The 19,541-nt window shown below is 62.7% G+C and carries 16 protein-coding genes; 10 read left to right on the forward strand and 6 right to left on the reverse strand.

Annotation, left to right across the window (positions count from 1 at the left end; all coding sequences use genetic code 11):
* The first annotated feature begins 9 nt into the window (after window positions 1-9).
* From JWS13_RS39180 to JWS13_RS39220, 10 genes are read left to right on the forward strand one after another with little or no spacing between them, the layout of a single operon-like run.
* A complete protein-coding gene (locus JWS13_RS39180) occupies window positions 10-4,749 on the forward strand; it encodes a phage tail tape measure protein (protein ID WP_241032500.1) in 4,740 nt (1,579 codons plus the stop codon).
* Window positions 4,746-5,612 carry a hypothetical protein gene (locus JWS13_RS39185; RefSeq protein ID WP_206010633.1) on the forward strand — a complete coding sequence of 289 codons (867 nt, stop codon included), beginning with the start codon at window positions 4,746-4,748 and terminating at the stop codon, window positions 5,610-5,612. Before JWS13_RS39180 ends, JWS13_RS39185 begins: the two co-directional genes overlap by 4 nt.
* Entirely contained in the window at window positions 5,609-7,186 is a 1,578-nt protein-coding gene (locus JWS13_RS39190; RefSeq protein ID WP_206010634.1) for a Gp37-like protein, read from the forward strand. The genes JWS13_RS39185 and JWS13_RS39190 overlap by 4 nt, the downstream gene beginning before the upstream one ends.
* Before the next feature lie 9 nt (window positions 7,187-7,195).
* Entirely contained in the window at window positions 7,196-7,633 is a 438-nt protein-coding gene (locus JWS13_RS45750; protein WP_241032501.1) for a peptidoglycan recognition protein family protein, read from the forward strand.
* Window positions 7,633-8,115, forward strand: a complete 483-nt coding sequence (locus tag JWS13_RS45755) for a hypothetical protein (RefSeq protein WP_241032502.1) — start codon at window positions 7,633-7,635, stop codon at window positions 8,113-8,115. Before JWS13_RS45750 ends, JWS13_RS45755 begins: the two co-directional genes overlap by 1 nt.
* Window positions 8,115-8,498 carry a phage holin gene (locus JWS13_RS39200; protein WP_206010635.1) on the forward strand — a complete coding sequence of 128 codons (384 nt, stop codon included), beginning with the start codon at window positions 8,115-8,117 and terminating at the stop codon, window positions 8,496-8,498. The genes JWS13_RS45755 and JWS13_RS39200 overlap by 1 nt, the downstream gene beginning before the upstream one ends.
* A 2-nt stretch (window positions 8,499-8,500) precedes the next feature.
* Window positions 8,501-8,854, forward strand: coding sequence for a hypothetical protein (locus JWS13_RS39205; RefSeq protein ID WP_206010636.1), 354 nt, complete (start codon window positions 8,501-8,503; stop codon window positions 8,852-8,854).
* A 23-nt stretch (window positions 8,855-8,877) separates the two neighbouring features.
* Window positions 8,878-9,921 carry a hypothetical protein gene (locus JWS13_RS39210; RefSeq protein ID WP_206010637.1) on the forward strand — a complete coding sequence of 348 codons (1,044 nt, stop codon included), beginning with the start codon at window positions 8,878-8,880 and terminating at the stop codon, window positions 9,919-9,921.
* Window positions 9,918-12,536: a DUF7257 domain-containing protein gene (locus JWS13_RS39215; protein WP_206010638.1), complete on the forward strand. Its 2,619-nt coding sequence runs from the start codon at window positions 9,918-9,920 to the stop codon at window positions 12,534-12,536. Before JWS13_RS39210 ends, JWS13_RS39215 begins: the two co-directional genes overlap by 4 nt.
* 3 nt (window positions 12,537-12,539) lie before the next feature.
* On the forward strand, window positions 12,540-13,253 hold the full coding sequence (locus JWS13_RS39220) for a hypothetical protein (protein ID WP_206010639.1): 714 nt from the start codon (window positions 12,540-12,542) through the stop codon (window positions 13,251-13,253).
* A 139-nt stretch (window positions 13,254-13,392) separates the two neighbouring features.
* Here JWS13_RS39220 and JWS13_RS39225 read toward each other — a convergent pair whose 3' ends face one another.
* From JWS13_RS39225 to JWS13_RS39250, 6 genes are all read right to left on the reverse strand, one after another.
* Window positions 13,393-14,379, reverse strand: a complete 987-nt coding sequence (locus JWS13_RS39225) for a hypothetical protein (RefSeq protein ID WP_206010640.1) — start codon at window positions 14,377-14,379, stop codon at window positions 13,393-13,395.
* Window positions 14,380-15,030: 651 nt separating this feature from the next.
* The gene (locus JWS13_RS39230) at window positions 15,031-15,723 is read right to left on the reverse strand and encodes a hypothetical protein (protein ID WP_206010641.1); all 693 of its coding nucleotides are present in this window, start codon (window positions 15,721-15,723) and stop codon (window positions 15,031-15,033) included.
* An 816-nt stretch (window positions 15,724-16,539) separates the two neighbouring features.
* Complete coding sequence (locus JWS13_RS39235) at window positions 16,540-16,842, reverse strand: hypothetical protein (protein WP_206010642.1); 303 nt, start codon at window positions 16,840-16,842, stop codon at window positions 16,540-16,542.
* Window positions 16,843-17,108: 266 nt separating this feature from the next.
* On the reverse strand, window positions 17,109-17,744 hold the full coding sequence (locus JWS13_RS39240; protein ID WP_206010643.1) for a DUF2510 domain-containing protein: 636 nt from the start codon (window positions 17,742-17,744) through the stop codon (window positions 17,109-17,111).
* Between the two features lie 46 nt (window positions 17,745-17,790).
* Window positions 17,791-18,417: a hypothetical protein gene (locus JWS13_RS39245; RefSeq protein WP_206010644.1), complete on the reverse strand. Its 627-nt coding sequence runs from the start codon at window positions 18,415-18,417 to the stop codon at window positions 17,791-17,793.
* Window positions 18,418-18,526: 109 nt separating this feature from the next.
* Window positions 18,527-19,366: a hypothetical protein gene (locus JWS13_RS39250; protein ID WP_206010645.1), complete on the reverse strand. Its 840-nt coding sequence runs from the start codon at window positions 19,364-19,366 to the stop codon at window positions 18,527-18,529.
* Window positions 19,367-19,541 lie beyond the last annotated feature (175 nt).

Raw genomic sequence — 19,541 nt, forward strand, 5'->3', positions numbered from 1 at the left:
GGTGACGCAGTGGCCGGTGGCCGGATCGACATCGAGGTCGGCGTCAATACGAGAGATGTCCCGAACCAGCTCGAACGCGGATTGCAGCCCGCTGTGGGCGCCGCGACCAAGTTCGCAGGTGCGTTCGGTCTGGCTCTCGGTGCGGCGGGCGCCGCTTCTGTTGCGAAGCAGATCATCACGATCGGCAACGACTACACCACCACCCTGAACACCATGTCGGCCGTGTCCGGTGCAACCGCCTCGCAGATGGCGGCGGTGTCGGCGCGGGCGAAGGAACTCGGCAACGACATCGAGTTGCCGAACACCTCCGCATCCGATGCAGCCGCGGCGATGACCGAACTTGCCAAGGGCGGGTTCACGGTCGAGCAGTCGATGTCGGCGGCGAAGGGGACGCTGCAGCTGGCGGCTGCGGCGCAGATCGATGCGGCCTCGGCTGCCACGATCCAGTCGCAGGCGCTGCAGGCATTCGGGCTCAGCGCCGACTATGCGGGCAAGACCGCGGACGTGCTCGCGAATACGGCGAATGCCTCGTCGGCCGAAATGACCGATGTGGCATACGGTTTGCAGCAGGCCGGTGCCGTAGCCAACCAGTTCGGGCTGACGATTGAGGACACGGCCGCCACCCTCGGCGTGCTGTCGAACGCGGGCATCCAGGGCTCGGACGCCGGAACGCTGCTCAAGTCGACGCTTCTCGCGCTCACTGATACCTCGAATCCTGCGCAGGGCGCGATCAAGGATCTCGGCCTTACCGTGTACGACGCCCAGGGCAAGTTCGTGGGCATGTCGTCGCTGTTCGGTCAGCTCGACGAAGCCGCGAAGAACATGACGCCCGAGATGTATCAGGCGGCGACTGCGACTCTGTTCGGGTCCGATGCCATGCGCCTCGCGGGTATCGCTGCCCAGCAGGGCGCCGGCGGTTTCGACTCCATGCTCGAATCGGTGAACCGGCAAGGGGCAGCCGCCGAGGTCGCTGCGGCGAAGACCCAGGGGCTGCCCGGTGCCATGGCCGCCGCACAGAACGCTGCGGAAACTCTCGGCCTGAAGGTCTATGAACTGGTCGATGGACCTCTCGAGTCCTTCGCGACGAACGCAGCGGGCAAGATCTCCGGGGCAACGGACGGGATCATCGGCGGTCTTCAGAACGCCGGCGAGGTCATCGGTCCCGTTGTCGACACTGTCGGCAAACTCGTCTCCGCGTTCACTGATCTGCCGGTCCCTGTGCAGGCAGCAGCGGTGGCATTCGCTGCAGTCAAGACCTTCGACGTGGACGACACCCTGTCGTCCTGGGCCGACACCGCCGCCGAGAAGGTTGGTGGACTGGCGGACACCTTCAAGGGTTTCCGTGAGGAGATGGAGGTCCAGCAGTCCCTGGCCGCCCAGTCGTCGGCCGAGTTCGACGGCCTGGGCGAGTCGCTGTCGGAGAACGCAGAGCCGCTCGGCGAGTGGGCCGCCGGTCTCGCGACCCTCGAAGCTCGAGTGCCGGCCATCAACGAAATGGGCGAGTCGTACCGGCGGGTCACCGGTCGCACGCGGGACTGGGCGACTGAACAGCGCGCGCTGGGTACGGCGACTGGTGGTCTCCGTGGCACCCTGCGGCAGGCTGGCGCGTCGGTCGGTCAGTTCGCCGGCGTTGTCGGCGGCGCAGCGCTGGCTGGAACACGGGGTCTGGCGGGGGCGGCCAAGGGATTGATCAACGTCATGGGTGGCCCGTGGGTCGCCGGGATCATGGCTGCGTCGTGGGCGATCGGTCAGATTGCCGCCAAGCACGCTGAGGCTGAGCAGAAGGCCCGCGAGCAGGAGGCAGCGGAGAAGGCGCTGCAGTCAACCCTCGACGCTCAGACCGGCAAGATCACCATGGAGACGAAGCGCAAGATCGCCGAGGACGCGGAAGCGTCAGGTGACCTCGAGCGTCTCCAGTCCTATGGTCTTGACGTCCGGGACTACGTGAAGGCCGCGACAGGCGACGAGGCTGCGTACGGTCGTGTCGCGACGGTGGGTCGAGAGAATGTCGACAAAGGGCTCGAGGGTCAGAAGACGTTCCACGAAGAGTCCTACGCGGGCGCCGGTATCCAGCGGGAAGAGTTGGTATCCGGACTCCTGAAAGAGGGCGACTCCTGGGACACCCTGAACCAGAAGATCGACCGCTACAACGCGGTGCAGCGGACCCTCGCGCAGGCGGGCGCACCGTACAAGCCCGCGATCGCAAGCCTTCAAGAGTTGATCGACGGGATGGACGACGGCAACGAGTCCGCCGTCACCCTGACCCAGAACATCAACACCCAGAAGGAATCGCTGGACCGGGTCTCGCAAGCCCAGCTCGACAGCAACAAGGCACTCGGTGAGGCGATCCCAGTCACCGATCAACTTCGCGCGAAGTTCAACGAGTTCGGTGCCACAGTCGAGTCGGTCCCCGACGAAAAGACTGTCATCGTCCGCGGTCTGACGGACGAGGCGAAGAAGAAGGTCGAGGAACTCGGCTTCTCCGTCGAGGAGATGGAAGACGGATCCTTCCGGATCGTCGCCAATTCCGATGAGGCGAAGGCCGTCCTGGCCGACATGATCGGCCGGATCAACCTCCTCAACAACGCGAAGGCCATCCCGAGCGTCGCCCTGGACAAGACCGGTTTCGAACTGTCCGCACTTCAGACGGATCAGATCCTGAAGATGCTCGACAATGAAACCGCCTCGCCCGAAACGCGATTGATCATGGATGGCATCCGGGAGGGTAAGCAACTCACCCTCGCCGACCTCCAGGCCATCAGCGCCACGACCGCGGACCCGAAGGTCGTCATCGCGCTTGCCGACTTCCTTCGCGATGTCACCACGGTCAACACTGAGCTGAACAAGGCAGCCGAGCCGCGGAACGTTCAGCTGTACATCGAAACGATCGACCGGGTGAACAACACCGCCCGGGCCGAGGGGTACAGCTACAACCTCGACCAGTACGGGCGCGAGGCCGGTGGCCGGTTGCCTGGATTCGCAGTCGGTGGTCGGATGCCCGCACGGACAGCGGTCGACGACATCTACGCGGTCCTTCCCGACGGCACCCCGATCGCGAAGGTGAACGGCAAAGAGTGGGTCGTCAACGACGAAATGTCGGAGAGGTACGACAAAGAGCTGGCGATGATCAACGCCGGCACCTTCCCGAAGCTGCCCGGATTCGAGGCCGGCGGCCGACTCGCCAGGGACCGTATCGAGGACGTCGGCGCCAAAATGGATGGCGTCCCATACGACCTGGGTGGTGCGTCGTTTGCTGGCGCTGACTGCTCGGGATTCGTGGCGATGCTCCAACGTGCTGCGCGCGGCGAGGAGAATCCCCAGGGGCGCCTGGGCACGACCTACGACCTCCTCGCTGGGAGCTGGCCGGATCTCGTTCCCGGATCCAAGGGCCCGTTCGTCGTCGGTACCAGCGAAGAGCACATGGCCGCGACGGTATTCGGGACGAACTACGAATCGGGTGGTTCGTACGGTGCGGCGAAGGTCGGCGGAAGTGTTGGCGCGTTCGATGCCCAGTTCGGCAACAACCAGTTCTACCTGCCTTGGGAGAAGTTCTGGCCGCCAATCACCTCGGAGTCCGCCGAGGACACCGGTACTGCGGGCGGCGACATCTCGACGTCACGGTCCGACTCGTCGAAGAAGAAGGCGACATGGACCGAGTCGGACGAGAAGAAACTCCAGTCCGCCGCCATCGCGGTGCAGCAGGCGAAGGAAGCACAGGAGCGCACCAACGCCAACCCGAAGAAGACCGACGCCGACCGCGACCAGGCGCAGAACAAGGTCGAACGAGCCGAACTCCGAGTCAAGGAACTCGAGGAGAAGAGGGACGCCGCGAAGGCGGGCAAGGACGCCCCGCCGGCACCGGAGGCCCCGGACCTGTCCACCTCCTACACCGACGATCAGCTGAGCCTTCGGCAGGCAGAGCGAGCGGTGGAGAAGGCGCGCCTCGATCGGAACGAGGTCTACGACGACCCCGAGTCCACTCAGGGACAGAAGGACGAGGCGGACGACCAACTTCAGTCGGCGATCAACGCGCTCGCCGAACAGAAGAAGGGCAAGTCCAAGGGCACGTCAGACTCATCGCTGCCGAGTTCGTGGGCCGAGTTCTTCGGTGAGATCGGCAAGGAATTCATCAGCAGTAATGTCAGCGATGTCCTCGGCTACTACGGCGTGGGCGACATGGGCCCGCTCGCCCAGGCAGGCATCGCGATCGGCCAGGCCGCGGGGAAGGGGTTCCGGGACGAAGCAGAACAAGCAGGGGTCGGTGCCGACACGCTGCCGTTGGCGAACATTCCGATCAGCGACACCGAGGCCAAGACGCAGCTGCCGGTCACACCGGGAGTGGACGGCTGGGTCAACGACACGATCAAGGCCCTGGGTACCCAGGTTCCCGACGAGCTGATGAAGGCCTTCCGCACTCAGGTTCCGTTGTACGACACGGGCGGGATCTGGCCAACCGGAACACCGGGGTTCAATGCGTCGGGTCACGACGAGTTGGTGCTCACCCATGAGCAGCGCCAAGTCGCCGGCCAAGACTTCGCGTTGCTCAGCTCCCTCTCATCGTCATTCGCCGCTGCCCGCTCAGGGCAATCCGCACAACCGGCAGCGTCGTCGGGGAGCGTGTTCGACCGGATGCGTCCGATCACCGTCAACGCGAATGGCGCCGACCGCCGAGAAGTGGCGGCCGGAATCCGCTCCGCTCAGGTCGAAGACCGGTGGAGGCTCGAACAGATCAGGGGGATTTCAGGGTGACGTTCTTTCCTGACAACACTTCGAACGTGGTCCTCGCGGGCCCGGGCGAGGCAGCGGACCTTCCGGAGCGGGCCTGGTACCTGTCGGAACATCACCTCGTCGGACGTCAGTCCGGCGGGGTGGTGCTCGCCACCGGGTGGGCCGACTACACCGAGCCGAAGGCGAACCACCTGTGGTTCAAGACTGCGCGCGGCGACGGCGCATTCTGGCTCGGCGCCGTCGTCGAACCGCGGGAGTTCTTCCTCCCGGTCTATGTGCACCGCACCGTGGGATCGCCGTTCCACGAGATCAACGACGGCTTCTGGTCGGACATCGACTACCACTTCGAATCCCGGCTGCACGTCAACTCGTCCCGGGGAACGAAGTACGTCGACTTCCGTCTCGCGGACCAGCCGAAGGTGTCCATGGAATTCGATCCGGCGTTCGACCAGTTCCAGCCGTACCTGATCCCGGTGATCTGTGGCCGGCCATGGTGGTACGGGCCCGAGGACGTGTTCGAGTGGACCAACGGCGAACCAGTGGAGGATCGCAAGCTGTTCAACTCCGGCGACCAGAAAGGCGAACCGGAGTTCACGATCCAAGGTCCGGGAGTCTTTCAGATCCCAGACGGACAGGGCGACGCCGTGGTCACGACCCCGAACCTGTATCCGGGTGAGGTCGCCCGCATCCACACCTCCCGGTCGAAGTACATCGCGAGGTCGAATATGCGCCCGAACCTGTACCGGGACATGGGTGCTCAACGATTCCGTTATCCGGTGCCGGGGCGGAAGTCGCTGGATATGTCGCGGCTGCGGGTGATCGGCGGCAATGAGTACTCGTCCCTGGTGGCTGTGATCAACCCGAAGTCGAGGAGGCCCTGGTGACCGCACCTGTTCTCGATGACCTGGATCAGCCGTCACCGTTGGACTGGTGGTCGGCGCAGATGTACGCCGAACTGATCGACACCGAACCTCCGCGCGGCGACGCCGCGGAGTTCGAGGTGGAGATCTTCGACTCCGCGTACGGGCCGCTCGGCCTGATCGGCGACTACCAGACCGCCAAGGTGAAGTTCACCCACAACGCGGTCGGTGTCGGGGAACTCGTCATCGCCGGGGACCACGAGTTCGGCAAGCTCGTCATGTCCTGCGACGACACCGTGGTCCCGATCCGGGTGACGTACAACGGGAAACACTTCGACTCCCGCGTCCTCAAAGCGGTCAAGCGGGGGATCAAGGGCCAGAAGACGATCACGATCACCTTGGTCGACACGTGGGCGTGGTTCCACGCGATCATGGCGTACCCGATGCCGCTTCCCGGTTTCGAGGAGGTCCAGTTCCCGCCACAGGATCTGTACATCGGGCCTCTACGGGGTGGGATCTACTGGTACCTGCAACGCAACGTGTGGCGGCTGCAGCTCCGCACCGGTGCCTGCCCGATCACGCTGCTCCCGTACGACGCACTGCATGACACGTCCGAGATGGTCACCATGCAGGCGCGGATGGTGCCGCTGGATGAGTTGTTCACCGAGCACCTCAAAGGTAAGTCGGTGCAGGTGCGGGCCCGGATGTGGATCAAGGGCCGGGACCCACAGCCGATGCCCGACAAGGTCACCCTGCTCGAGTCCCAGGTCATCGTCGACGTTGTCGACCGACCGAAGACTGGCGGCCTGATCAACACCGGCACGATCATTGACTCGATCATCAACACGATCGGTGAGGCCATCGCTGACGGTATCGACGCAGTGATCGGTGGATGGTTGCCTGGCCTGGCCGACATCATCACTGACAAGCTCAAGCAGCAGGAGCTGCCGTCGTGCATCTGGTCGGAAGACTCTGACGGAATCCTTGACGCCACAGTCGAAGCCAGCCACCCCAACGGCTACTCGGCGGTGGTCGGCGGACGCAGCCCGACGTGGATGAACAAGCTCCTGCAGATGGGAATCGAGACAGGTATCTCTGCCCTGCTGGCCTGGGCGGGGCTGGTCATCCCGGGGCTCGCGTCGGCGCTGTCGGGTGTCCTCAACGACGTGTTCCTGGCATTCATGAAGGCCACGAACTACCAGCTGAAGAAGAAGCTGGGCCCGTTCGGATTCCCCGAGGTGTTCGGCAACGGCGGATCCGGCGCCTACACCTTCTCCGGCAAGGCAGTCGCCGAGAAGACACTGTTCGAGAACGCCGGCAAACGCCGCGGCAAGGTCGAGGTCATCGACTGGGCACCGTTCGGTGCGTTCGAGGACTACGACACCGGCCACCTCGTCGGCTGGGAGGACTCCGACGAAGAGGACACCTTCTTCGACCGCGCGTTCTCGATCGAGGTCGAAGACACCCGAGAAGACCGAGTGAAGGTCAGCACCATCATCGGCGACGACGAACCCGACAAGGCCCCGGGCCAGCTGATGGGCGAGAAGATCGCCCGCCTGTTCTCGTTCGTCAACGCCGCCACACTCGCCATGAACTAGGAGCAACCCATGACCTGGACTGGTGACCCCATCTGGCTCGCAGACGTACTGCGCGCCGAGGGGCTCAACGTCATCGAACACGACGGCTGGCGCGACCGCGGACACGGGGACTTCCTCGACATCCGCGGTGTCCTGTGCCACCACACCGCCGGCGGCGGAAGCAACGACTGGCGCATCGTCCAGAACGGCCGCCCCGACCTCGAAGGCCCACTCGCGCAGCTGGTCCTTGAGCGGGATGGAGCCTGGCGGATCATCGCGGTGGGCGTCTGCTGGCACGCCGGCCGCGGATCCTGGCCCGGCTGGCCCACGAACAACGCCAATTTCCACACCATCGGCGTCGAGGCCGTCTCCCGCGGCGACGGATCCGACTGGACCCCGGTGCAGCTCGCCTCCTACAAACGCGGCTGCGCGGCGATCATGCGCAAGCTCGGACGGAGGGCCGCCTGATGGGCGACGTTGTGGGACACAAGGAATACAGCAGCGAGGGAAAGATCGACCCCGCCGGCATCGACATGAATGCCTTCCGGCGGGACGTCCGACGCATAATCGACACCCCGCCCGGTGCGGGTGCACCGCCCCCAGGAGGCAACGTGACTGACCAGCAGATCGCAGAGATCCACAACCAGGTGGGCGTCGTCCACCCGGTCCGCCAGGTGTTCCAGAAGGTGTTCTACAACGTCAAGGACGGCAAGTTCTGGCTCCGCGCCGGCGCCGCCGACATCTGGAACGAAGTCGTGTGGGACGGGTACGTCAACCCGGTAGACCTGCTCGACGGCAAGGACGACCCAGACCTCAAGCCGGACAGCCCCAACAAGGCGCGCCGCGGCTCGCTGATCTCCTACGTCCTCGGCACCTACCGCGAGGCAAGTCTCGCCCGCCGCAACACCGACAAGATCCTCGAACTCCTCAACGACAAGGCAGGCAAGTGATGAGCACCCTCGACACAATCCGCCACACCATCCCGGCGGCAGCTCGGGACCGGATCTACACCTACGCCACTGCGGCGGTGCTGATGGTCGCTGGCCTGGGCTACATCTCGCAGGAGGAGGCGGCCCTCTGGGTGGCGGTCACCGGTGCCTCGATCGTCTTGCTGTTCGCCCTGCTGCACTCCACCTCGCCGTGGCGTACCGCCCTGTACGCGCTGCTAGCAACGCTCGCACCGCTCGCATTGTGGTATTCCATCGGTACAGAAACCGGGTGGACGGCGGTCCTCACATTCGCCGCGACCATCTTCGGAATCACCAGGGCGGCCGCCAAGACTCCAGTCGTCATTGACGGACAGGTCGAGGGCGTCACCGACACGGAGCTCTGAGCGTGGCCGGGCTGCTCGACTGGCTCGACACTTTCGGTCTCGGCGCGATCATCCTGGCCCTGCTGCTATGGATTCGCAATCTACGCAAGGACCGCGCCGAGACCGGGAAGCTCGACGCCGAGGCTGCGCATGTCATCGCCGACGCCGCGGCCGGACTGGTCGGCCCGCTCAGTGAACGGGTCGGGCGGATGGAGCAGCGCATCGACGTTCTCGAAGAGGAGAACGCCCGCAAGACAAAGCTTCTCGACTCGGCTATCCGGTTCATCCGCGAACTCCTGGCATGGATCGAACGCCACGTCCCCGACCACCATCCACCGACGATCCCGGCGGATCTGGAAAGCGAGATTGAGCGATGACTGGTTTCAACTTCTCTCTGCCGATGACGCTGAAGCTGCGGTTGAAGGATCAGTGGGACATCCGCACTACCGGCCGCGGTGTCGCGGAGATCGAGGCCGGGGAGATGAACGTCGACGTCCTCGCCTACAAGGGCGACCCGGGCGAAGCTGGCCGGGACGGTGTTCCCCCGCGGTTCATGGGCGACGTCGCTGTCATCGGCGATCTCCCTGACCCGAACACCCTCGACCCGGACTACGACCTCGGCAAATGGTGGGGTGTCACCGGATCCCAGGACGCCTGGTTCTACAACGGCACCCCGACGCTGGAGCGCCGCGAGAACTACATCGGCGCCCCCGGCGCCACCGGGCCGGCGCCGACCCTGACGAAGGGCACCATCACCCAGGGCGCGGACTGGGGATTCTCGATCGAGCAGGTCGGCACGACCAACGCCTACAAGCTGAACATCGTGGCCAAGCCCGGCCCGGCAGGTGAGGACTCGACCGTTCCGGGCCCGACCGCCACCATCGAAACCGCGTCGGACTTCGACGACACCACCGAACCCGAGACCGGTGACGTCCTGGTGAAACTGTCGAACGGCAAGTGGGGGCCGGGCACCGTCGCGATGTCGCCGGGCGTGTACAAGAAGGTCGGCTCTGAAACGGATTGGCTGGCCGTCGACACCGGCAGCAACTGGAACGGCGAATACCAGACCATCACCACGCTGACGATTCCTCCGCAGCCCTGGGCGTACGAGCCGGATGTGTACGGGCTGGTCGAGTTTATGGTCGCCGGCAACAACGTGCGGATGGATCTCGAGGCCCGCCTCGGCGCGGTGTCCGGTCCGTTGCTCGGGCGCGGCGCCGGTGACGCGGTCGGGTTGTTCGAGTCCGAGTGGACCGCCCGCACGCTGGTTCCCGGAGCGGACGAGACCGCACCCGCGGGCGCTGGTTCCACGATCGTCCCGGCCAGCACCACCGCGGTGATCTACCTGCTCGGCCGTCGTGTCGACTCGTCGGCGAAGATGCGGTTCCAGACCCGCAAGGAGCGCGCGTTTCTGCGGGTGCGGCCGATGCCGGTGATCGGATGACCGATCGACCGACTCCGGAGTTCTTCGACCCACTGAAGCCGCACATCGGTTTCACCGGCGCCGAGTTCGGGCCACCGACCGGGCTCGACCTGAGCAACATCCCTGTCCTGCGCGAGGCCGGCGCGAAGCTCGACGAGGGCATCTGGGATCCGGCGCACCAGATCATCACCGCACTGACTGGTGTCGTCGAGGGCGGCATCGAGGACCTCGAAGAGTGGATCCTCTCCGTCCCGATCCTCGGCGACATCTACGCCGTCATCAAGAAGCTCCTGACCGGCGAGGGAGACACCGAACTCCCCGAGATCCTCGCCGACGTACCGATCCTCGGCGACCTTATCGCGATCCTGTCCGGTGTCGAGGACGGCAACGTCAACGACGTCGGAACCTGGGTGAGCAATCTCATCGGCAATGTCACCGGACTCGGGAAGAACACCAACCGCATCCTGATGGAGCTGCAGGCAAAGCTCTCCGACGGCGCCAAGTTCACCGACACGTTCGACCGGGCCGACAACACCAGCGTCCTCGGCAACGGGTGGGTGCAAGGCGGCGCTGGTGCGGCGTTGGGCATCCTCGGCAACGCGGCCCGAATCGACAACTCCGGCGGCATCACCGCTGCGGTTGGGCGCCGGTATGCGATCTGTCCACAGGTGGCGGACAGCGACAGCATGACGGTGGCCGCCGGGGTGAACAACGCCGGCGTCGCAGTCGGTGCGATGACGTCGCTGTTCATCCGGGCCAACGCCACCCTTACCGAGTTCGTCTACGCGAACGTCCATGGCCGCTCGGTGTACCTGGGGCGAGGCACCCGGTCGGGGACAACGTGGACGTTCAGCGACTGGACGTCGAAGACGACGGGTGTGAACATCCCCGAAGGGGCGCTCCTCGAGCTGCAGGCCAACGGCAGCAACTACGTCCTCACCTGCAACGGTCAAACCCTCCTGAGCCACCTGGACTCTTCGAGCTACCCGATCGACTCGTCTCATCGGACAGTGGGGTTCGCATCGGAGACGAGGGCGGTGGGGCTCGGTGGCCTGTTCCGGGACTTCTCCTGGGGCTTGGTGGCATTCACCCTCCGAAGTGCGGTCACTCTCGCTGCTCTCGACACCGCGAAGGCGGCAGCGGACAGCGCCGTAGTGGCGGCAGACGACGCCACACAGACCGCGGTGGGAGTAGCCAACACCCTGGCCGAATACACCTCAGGCGACGAGGGCGCAGGAAACTCGGGACAATCCTTCTTCGAGACCTTCCCAGGTCCGAGCATCGCATCCGTGTGGTCGCTGACCACAGCGGGCGCACTGGCCATCTCCAACCAGGTGCTCAACGTCGCCTCTTCGGCGGCGGAGTTGGTCTTCCACTCAATGCGGTACAACGTGGCCGGCACGGACACCAACGACATGTCGGTGAGGTGTGTGGTCGCTGACACCGGTAGCGCGTTCTCGCTGGGTTGCCCGACGGTGCTGTACGGCCGTCTGGCCAGTGGTGGCGGTTCGTTCGTGTACTGCAAGATCTACAAGGACCGCATCACGATCGGCAAGGGTGGCGGGTCCTATGGCTCATTCGACTCGCCGTGGGCTTCGATCAGTTCGGTCGCCCTCAAGGCGGGGTACACGGTCGACTTCCGGATGCTCGGCAACGTCTACTCGGTGCGGGTTAACGGCGTCCAGGTGATGACGTACACCGACGCGGGGAACACGGCGACGATCGGCTTGTCCAACCGCTTCGGCGGCATGGGCTTCTCGAAGGACGACATCCCGTTCGGGTACATCAGAGGACCTGGCGTCACGGCCTGGACTATGAACGACATCCAGCCGCAGACCTACAACGGCATCGGCTGGGGCCTGTACCGCGCTAACGCGTCCGCAGTGAATCTGTCGCCGACTGTCCTCAGCGACTACATGTTCGCGGGGGTGTTCGACAACACGCGGTGGTCGCAGGGCTGCACGGTGTCGAACCAGGCCAATGGCGAAATCACAATCACCAAGGCGGGCCCGTACTCCATCACAGTCGGGTACGAGACCCCTGCCTTCACCGAAGACGAGAACGCCAAGCACGGAGCCTTGCTCTGGAAGTCGGTCGGCCTCGCGGGGTACAACGTCATCCGACGCGGCGACCAGGCAGAGGACACCCGACAGCACTCCGAAACGTTCAACGTCTACCTCGACGTCGGCGACATCGTCCGAGGTGGCTTCTACTGCACCCTTTCCTCCCGCGACAGCGTGAGCGGCGACGCCTTCGGCACTCGGACGTACTTCGACGGCGCGCTGGTAGCCAACCCGATTGGGCGTAAAGGCGACAAGGGCGACAAAGGAGATAAGGGTGACCAAGGCAACCCGGGCATAGCTGGCCCCGGCCTGGACCTCGACGGCACGGTCGCAACCTACGGGGCGCTCCCCACCCTTACCAGCGGTGATGTCGGCAAGCAGTACCTGGTGTCCGGTGAGGACCGCGCCTACCTCTGGTTGGGAAGCGCGTGGCACGCCACCGCCGGGAACGGCATCAACCTCCGTGGCCCGCAGGGCAACCCGGGGACGAACGGCACGAATGTGACACTCCAGCGGGTGACGTCGCTTCCTGGATCAGGCACTGTCGGTGTCATCTACTGGATCCCGGTGTAGCCCATGAGCGGTCACATCTGGAATGGCTCGGCCTGGGAGCAGGCCAAGTCGATGCACCTGAGGAACGCCGCGAACACCGGCTGGGAGCAGGTCAAGGAGGCCTGGCGGTGGACCGGATCGGCGTGGGAACAGCTATACGCCCAGCCGATCTCTATCGTCGACGACTTCAACCGAGCGAACTCGACGACGATCGGTGGTGTCGGCTGGACCGAGTACGGCACCGCGGCAGCCATCGTTAGCAACTCGCTAGCCTGGTCAGGTGGTTCTGACGGCAGTGGCGGGGTCGTCACCAACGGGTCCATCAACACCGACGATGGCTACGTCGAAGTGGTGCTTGGTGGGGCGAACGCACCCAACGGCACCGCCGACGCGTCACTGCTCGGGCGGATCAACGCAGCCGGTAGCTCCGGAATCTCCGCCGGCATCTTCTCGAACCAGTGCTTCATCTCGGTGCTGTCCGGTTCCCTGACCTCGCCGACGTACACGAACCTCGCCAGCAATTCGTCTGTATCCTTCGCGACAGGTGATGTAGTGCGGCTGGAGTTCTTCCGGGACAACTTCACCCTCAAGAAGAACGGCACCATAGTCCTTACCGCGACGGCGACGGTGAACACCGGACCCAACTATCGCCATGGCGCGCTACGTGTAGAGCATGCGTTCTTCAACCAGTTCAGCTCGTCATTCAACAGCTTCAAGATCGCCGACTTCGGAGCGTAATTCACATCAGCGCCCCCGCCCTCGTCGACGAGGGCGGGGGTTGTTCGTCAATCTCGAATCCTCACCCGCTGCGTGGCGCGGTTGGAGACTTCGTTCGGTGTTCCGCGTCTCCGTGAACAACACGTAATGCGATGTCCCCCTACAGCGTGGTTGATGCGCCCTGCACTCCTGATCCCCAACCGCCGTGGCGCGAAAACCACGACAAAGCAGCAGCGGTCCGCGCGTCGAGATTCGCAAGGGTTTTCTCGCGGGCGGAGGTGAGGACCATCCAACACGCCAATCCAAGAAGCCCAACGACTAATGGGAATACTCCTTGGTGCCAGCCTGTTGCGAGGAGGTCGTCCCTGTGAAGGGTGATGTCGTAGCAGAGCACGATGGCGAGTGACATAACTACGGCGATCCTCACGGCGCCGAGTGCGTGATATAAGTCTGAGCCAGTCGTGTACTCGGACTTGATTCCAGCGCCGGTTTTGAAAGTGTCGACGACATCTAAGGCCGCTTGCGCAAGACCCCAATCTTCGCGAAAATATACTGCGAATCGCCGACGTGCGCACTTGCATTTCGTGACATCGCGAGGCTCGGGGCTGAATGGTAGTTTTTTTTCGGTGACGCAGAAGCACCGGATACTGCATGTGCAGACCTCGGAGTCCCAGCATGAAATAAGGGCTGGGTCTTTCAGACGTAGAACCGAGAGATACTTGATCGCGAACGCGCGCTCCTTGCTTGCGTAGGGAAATTCGCTGCCAGAACTATGGCGTTCGATCGCCCGTTGGACGGCGTCGGTACTGGAAACGTATTGGAGGAATTCGGCCGTCCCACCGCATTTGAAATATCGTCTGAAGATATCTGCCCCGCGGTTAAGTCGAACGTAGTAAAGGCGGCCAGAGGCGCCGTGGAAGATGGATCGGCCGAACGGTGCATATCTAGCGTAATACACTTGATATATCATGAAACCCACCGGAATCCCGGCTAGAATCGATAGCACAGCCATCCCTGTATTCTTTACGCCGGGGAACTCATCGCCTGTGCCGTCGATCAAATGCAAACTGAGTTGCACCGTATAAATCAATAATACGAAGACCGCCCCGGGAATTGACCACCTAAGCGCTTGTCGAGCAGTATCCATGTCATCGACCCTGCCGCTTCTTGTCCGACCCTGCGTTGTCGGCGCTGGTTTCTCAAGACTGTATTTTGCCAGATGGTTTCGGGGTGCGGAGCGATTCGCTTGTGAAGGTGGATCAGGTACGAAACTGATGGGTGTCTTCGGGTCCGGCGCGATGTGCTTGTGTGACACCGTTCCCGTGGTCTGCTGCGTAACGCGAGACTCTCGACCCGACCTAGTGCGCTACCGTCCGGTGCGCTACCGTCCGGGGATCTTCCCTCGCGCTGATCGCAAAATGCACAGATTGCGATGCCCGCGAGGCACGCCTGCTCCGGTGTCCATTCGGGATTGCTCTAGCAAGCCGACGCCTGTGGCCGTGAACGGCTTCCCCTCATCGAGCGATGCGCGTACGTAGATGAGCTAGCAGATAGTGGTAGTCGTTCCCATTACGTTAGGGAAGTCGGGTCGATCACGTGCTGCGGCGAGGAGTGAAGCATCCGAGCTGTCGATCGAGGCCGCTTTGATCGTTGTCGCGCGGACGCGGGTAGTACGTATGCCGCCGGCGGCCGAGACCGGATTGTCGTCGACCGTTCCGGCGGCCGCACTCCCTGAGTCGGATCGTACGCCGGTATCAAGTGCAACAGTGGATGTCGAAAATTGGTGCACCTGGTTTTGTCAGTCGCTTGTTGGTGAATCCTCCGTACGTAGGTGAAGCGTGGAAAGGCGCGCCTCGGCAGTCATTTCGTATTCCCATTCACCGCCTCCGGGCCTTGGGATCCAGGTGCCTTGATTACTTTCGACCACCGACGAACGCAAATCGTTGAGTGTTCCGGGGACGGAAGGATCGATCAGCGCTCTATGCAGAATTGCTTGAATGCCAAACAGGACGCATGCGGTCGCAGCCATAGTCGCAGTGAGATCACTGAAACCACCCTTGTGCCATGCCCCTGCGTCGCACTGCACGGGTACTGGGGAAGCGGACCGAGAACCATGCGCAACCGTGTGCCGCATGTTCGCACCGATCTTGAGGATTCGAAGCATGGGATTTGACGAGTCGCCCTCGAGCGCATTCTTCAAAGACTTGTCCTGCGACAGCCGGGTATCTCGTTGCACGAGTTCTTGAAGTCTCGACGCTATCCGAGCAGCATGTGCGGGAGCCGTCGTCTCCGGGGAAATTAGTTGTTCAGCGATAAGGACGGTTGTCTTATTCGAATTGCGCACCGTGCGAACGGCGTTCTCGAACGCAGCATAGGCATATATCAGACGAGTCAATTCAGTTGCGTGTGACGAAACAGTGTCACTGTAGGCCTCCTCGTAGTTGGCTGCCGATTCGCACATCAGGTACTGGGCTGCACCACGGCTGGTCATATCGACGTCGACACTCCGGAGTCCGGATACAAGTTGGAGCCATACCGCGGTCGCTTCCCAGGTGTGGGGACGTGCGTCGGGATCCGCCCATGCAACATCGAGGTCCTGTATCCACTCCAGGATTGCCCATGAATGGTCTTCGGGTCTCATCAACCCAGGCCACAATTCGCCCTCAGCGGGGTCGAAGGGCACCCATCCCTCTAGCATTGTGTGAACCCCTTCTATTGAGGTAGTCGTGGACGTGTTTTGTATGTTCAAAGTCGGCGTCCGAGCCGGGACGTATCGAGACTCCAGAGTCGTCCCGCTAGGAGATAGCTGACCGTATCGCGGCGGCGGACATTCGCAGGCGCGGACCTTCGCCGTACTCGGGCTGCTTCATGGTGAGAGTATTGAATCGAGCGAACCCTGGTTGTCAACGGAGCCAACACCGCGGGTCCCGCTTGGCCGATCATGTTGGAACCGTCCTTCCGACCCCGGGCGCCAGAGGTTGCCACCGCCGAGCCAAGAGCTGGCACGCGCCGACCTTCGGGCGACAACATCGGCCGCTGAAATACTCATCCCACACCGGCGCGGCAACTATGTGCTGGCGGCATTTGTCGGCGGGGCGGCGTAGCAAATTGAAACTGTCGGAATGAGAGTGCACGAACCCCGCCAGCCACTAGGGGTCGGCTGGCGGGTCGCAGCACCGGCTCGAATGTGGGGAGAGCCAATGCGACGCTGAGTTTAGAAGCGGGTGCAACAGAATCCAGATGCTGTGACGCAACATAAGCATTTTTGTTCAGGCTGCTTACCCAGCCGCAGCATGTGCAATGCCGGTCACCCGTCGAGCGTCCAGGTGCATCCAATCGTCTGAACGATCTGGCCCTCGTCGAGTTGCATGTACCCGGGGCCCATCGTCGAACTGCCACCGTTGGCTTCACCCAGTCCGGCACCCTTGTAGGGCAAGAATGTCCACGCGCACACGCCCATGTCCGACCGAGGTCCTGTCGTGGAGTAAGTGCCGGCGGCGACATCGCTACCCACGGCGTAGATTCCGTCACTGATCGTGGTCTTCGGGACCTTCGCTGCAGGGAAGGTAGTCGTGGTGACGGGTGCGGCCACAGGTTGCCGAGAGGTCATTGTCGGCGCAGCGGACGGGGTCGCAACGACCGTCACAGTGCGATAGACCGTGACCGTCTCCGGAGCGGGCGCCGAAGTCTTGCTGTCCGCGCCACACCCCGCGACGCTAAGCGCAACGCCAGCCACGACCGAACTGATCAAGATCATCTTCTTCACCCGCGCATCAAACCAGACGAACGGGACGGGCGGTATAGATCGAATGAATGTATCGGGGTATCGCAAAGCGGCCTGAGTTCGTGCGTGCGCGAGAGTTCATCGTGGATCTGTCATTTTGTGAGTTCGATCATCGCTACTTGAAACTGCGGGACAGTGATCTCCTTCTCCTCCGTTGACGTGTAGGTCTTCTGCCCATCGACCACAACATGCATGGTCACCTCATCGCCCTCGACGAAGGGCGCCAACACGGACGCTCTGCCGTCGATGTACGCCCGTTCGTTGTTCATCAGCCTGGTCGGCGAGGTGCCGACTTCTGCGAGGAAATGGTCACTTCCCGTGGCGGTATCGAACTGCCACACCGTGCCATGAAGGATCACCCTGCGGCCGATGTGATCCCAAGGGTTCTTCAGGATGACGGCGAAGTCGCGTTCGTTGATCTCCTCGTACGTGGACGGATCGAGGAGAGTGGGGTCTTTCGATGCATCGAGGGTGGGGTAGTTGGCGGCCGGCTTCGATGTGGAGCTGGATGGATCGAAGAATCCGGTCACCGCGACGATGAGAATCAGGGCCACCGCCGCGTAAAGGAGCCACGCGTACTTCCTTTTAGGCGCAGGCGGAACCGCGGGCTGGGTGGTCAGCGAGTTTGGATGCGCGTTTGCCGTCCATCTGACGCCGTCCCAGTACCTGATGATCGCAGGATTCTGAGGATCCGGGTACCAGCCAGGCGGCGGGGTCGGTGTTGTCACGTGCGCATCCAATCAGTCGGCTGTCCAACGATCGCGATCCCACCTGTTAGAGCTTCCACTCCCAGCCTCCATCGGACATATGAGGGAGGAACATCACCGACGTTGTGTCCTTTGGGATGTCGAGCACGACGAATCCTTCGTACTTCGAAGCTGGCGCGAGCCGGTCGGGGAACGTTTCATCGGACTGGTCGCACCCGAAGGTTGGTGTCGTTGCGATCCGCGACACAGTAACTCCCGACGCCGTCACGGCGGAGAGAGAGTTCGGGTTCCACATGCCTGAATACGGGTCCATCTGCGCACCAGTTCGGGTCTCGACAACCACAGGCAGGGCGATCAGGCGACCGTTCTCAACCGGATATTGTCCAGAGCATCCGGTCGGTTCGATTGGGGCGCTCAGGACGAACTCGATGTCACATGGATTGTCGCTCGGTGCACAGCCAAGCCCGGACCGCTGCCCGAATTGCTTGTCGATCGCTCCACGCGCATTCTGCGGAGGCGCCGCGCTGGCGCTCGACGAGCTGGGCGGCGACGCCGGTGTCGCCGCGGCTGCAGAGGTTTGCTCGACCGAGTTGCTGTTCGCCTGATTTCCCACTGCGTATCCGACGCCGAATCCACTGGCGAGTAGAACAGCTGCGATCCCCACCACGCCCGCAGCGACTGCTTTCATATTCACTCGCGCATCAAACCAGAAGAACTGGACGTGCGGTATAGACTACTTGAAATCTACGAGTTTCAGATAACTGCAGTTGGCTGGCGGCTGAATGAACCTTACCTTGCTGACGTCAGCCTTGAGCGTGATCGCGCGAGGGAATCCTTCGGGGGTTCTCTATTAGCTCTTTTTCAAGTTGATTTCGCATCGATCTCAACTCATCGATCTTCCTGGTCAAGGCTGCTTTCTGCGTTCCTTCCTGTTGGTCTTCGGTGAGGCTGTCGATTTCGTTTTGTAAATTTTTGATCTCTCTGTCGATTTTTCTAGCCGTATCGGTTTCATAATCGAGCGACTGCTGGGTGAGTGGCCCCATGGAGTTTGAAATCGTGACATTACGATATGTTCGGCCGCGTTCGAGGCGAGCAAGGCGGCTCGAAATACCTTCTAGCACGTCGACGAGAGCTTCCTGGTCGCCTCCCGCCACTTTCTGTGAGACCGCCTGTATGGCGTCGTACTGAGTCAGTGGTGTCACTAGCTGTTCCGGATTCAGCACTGCCGTTTGGGCGAACTTCGCAAGGTCGTTCTTCGCCTTGTCTACGGATGCAGGGTCGGTTAGGTCGTAGCTAATTGCTCGTTGATCTGTGATGTCGAACGGGATTGGCAGGTTGTCGCCCTTAAGTAGAACGACTGGCCGTTTGAAGCAATGGGCCACAGCTAGTTCGTAAAAGACATTGGGATTGTGGCCCGTAAGGTCCGCAACGATGAGATCGGATTTGATGACTCGGTCGACTACCCGTTGGCCGATCGAGTCTGGGGTCGACTCTTCATCAGCCCGCACCACGGTCCAGTCAGGCTCGCAGAGGGCCTTCTTGATTACGTAGGTCAAGACATTTGATGCGTGCCTGTGGATGTCGGTACCAGGGGTTCCGATGGGGGAGATGACGAAAACCGACTTCGACCCGTGCTCTTTCACGATGTGATCATCGCACGGCACTCGAAGTGGACCGGGTTGTTGGGCTCAACGGGCGCGCGGTCACCCAGGTCGTGAGGGGGCTGCTAAGCGCCCCGGCCAGGCTTCCCTCCTCGCCGGGGCGTGGCAGACGGTACCAGCATTCGAACGTTTGTGCGACGATTCTGGCATGAGATCG

It is taken from the genome of Rhodococcus pseudokoreensis (assembly GCF_017068395.1).
In the GTDB taxonomy this organism is placed as follows: domain Bacteria; phylum Actinomycetota; class Actinomycetes; order Mycobacteriales; family Mycobacteriaceae; genus Rhodococcus_F; species Rhodococcus_F pseudokoreensis.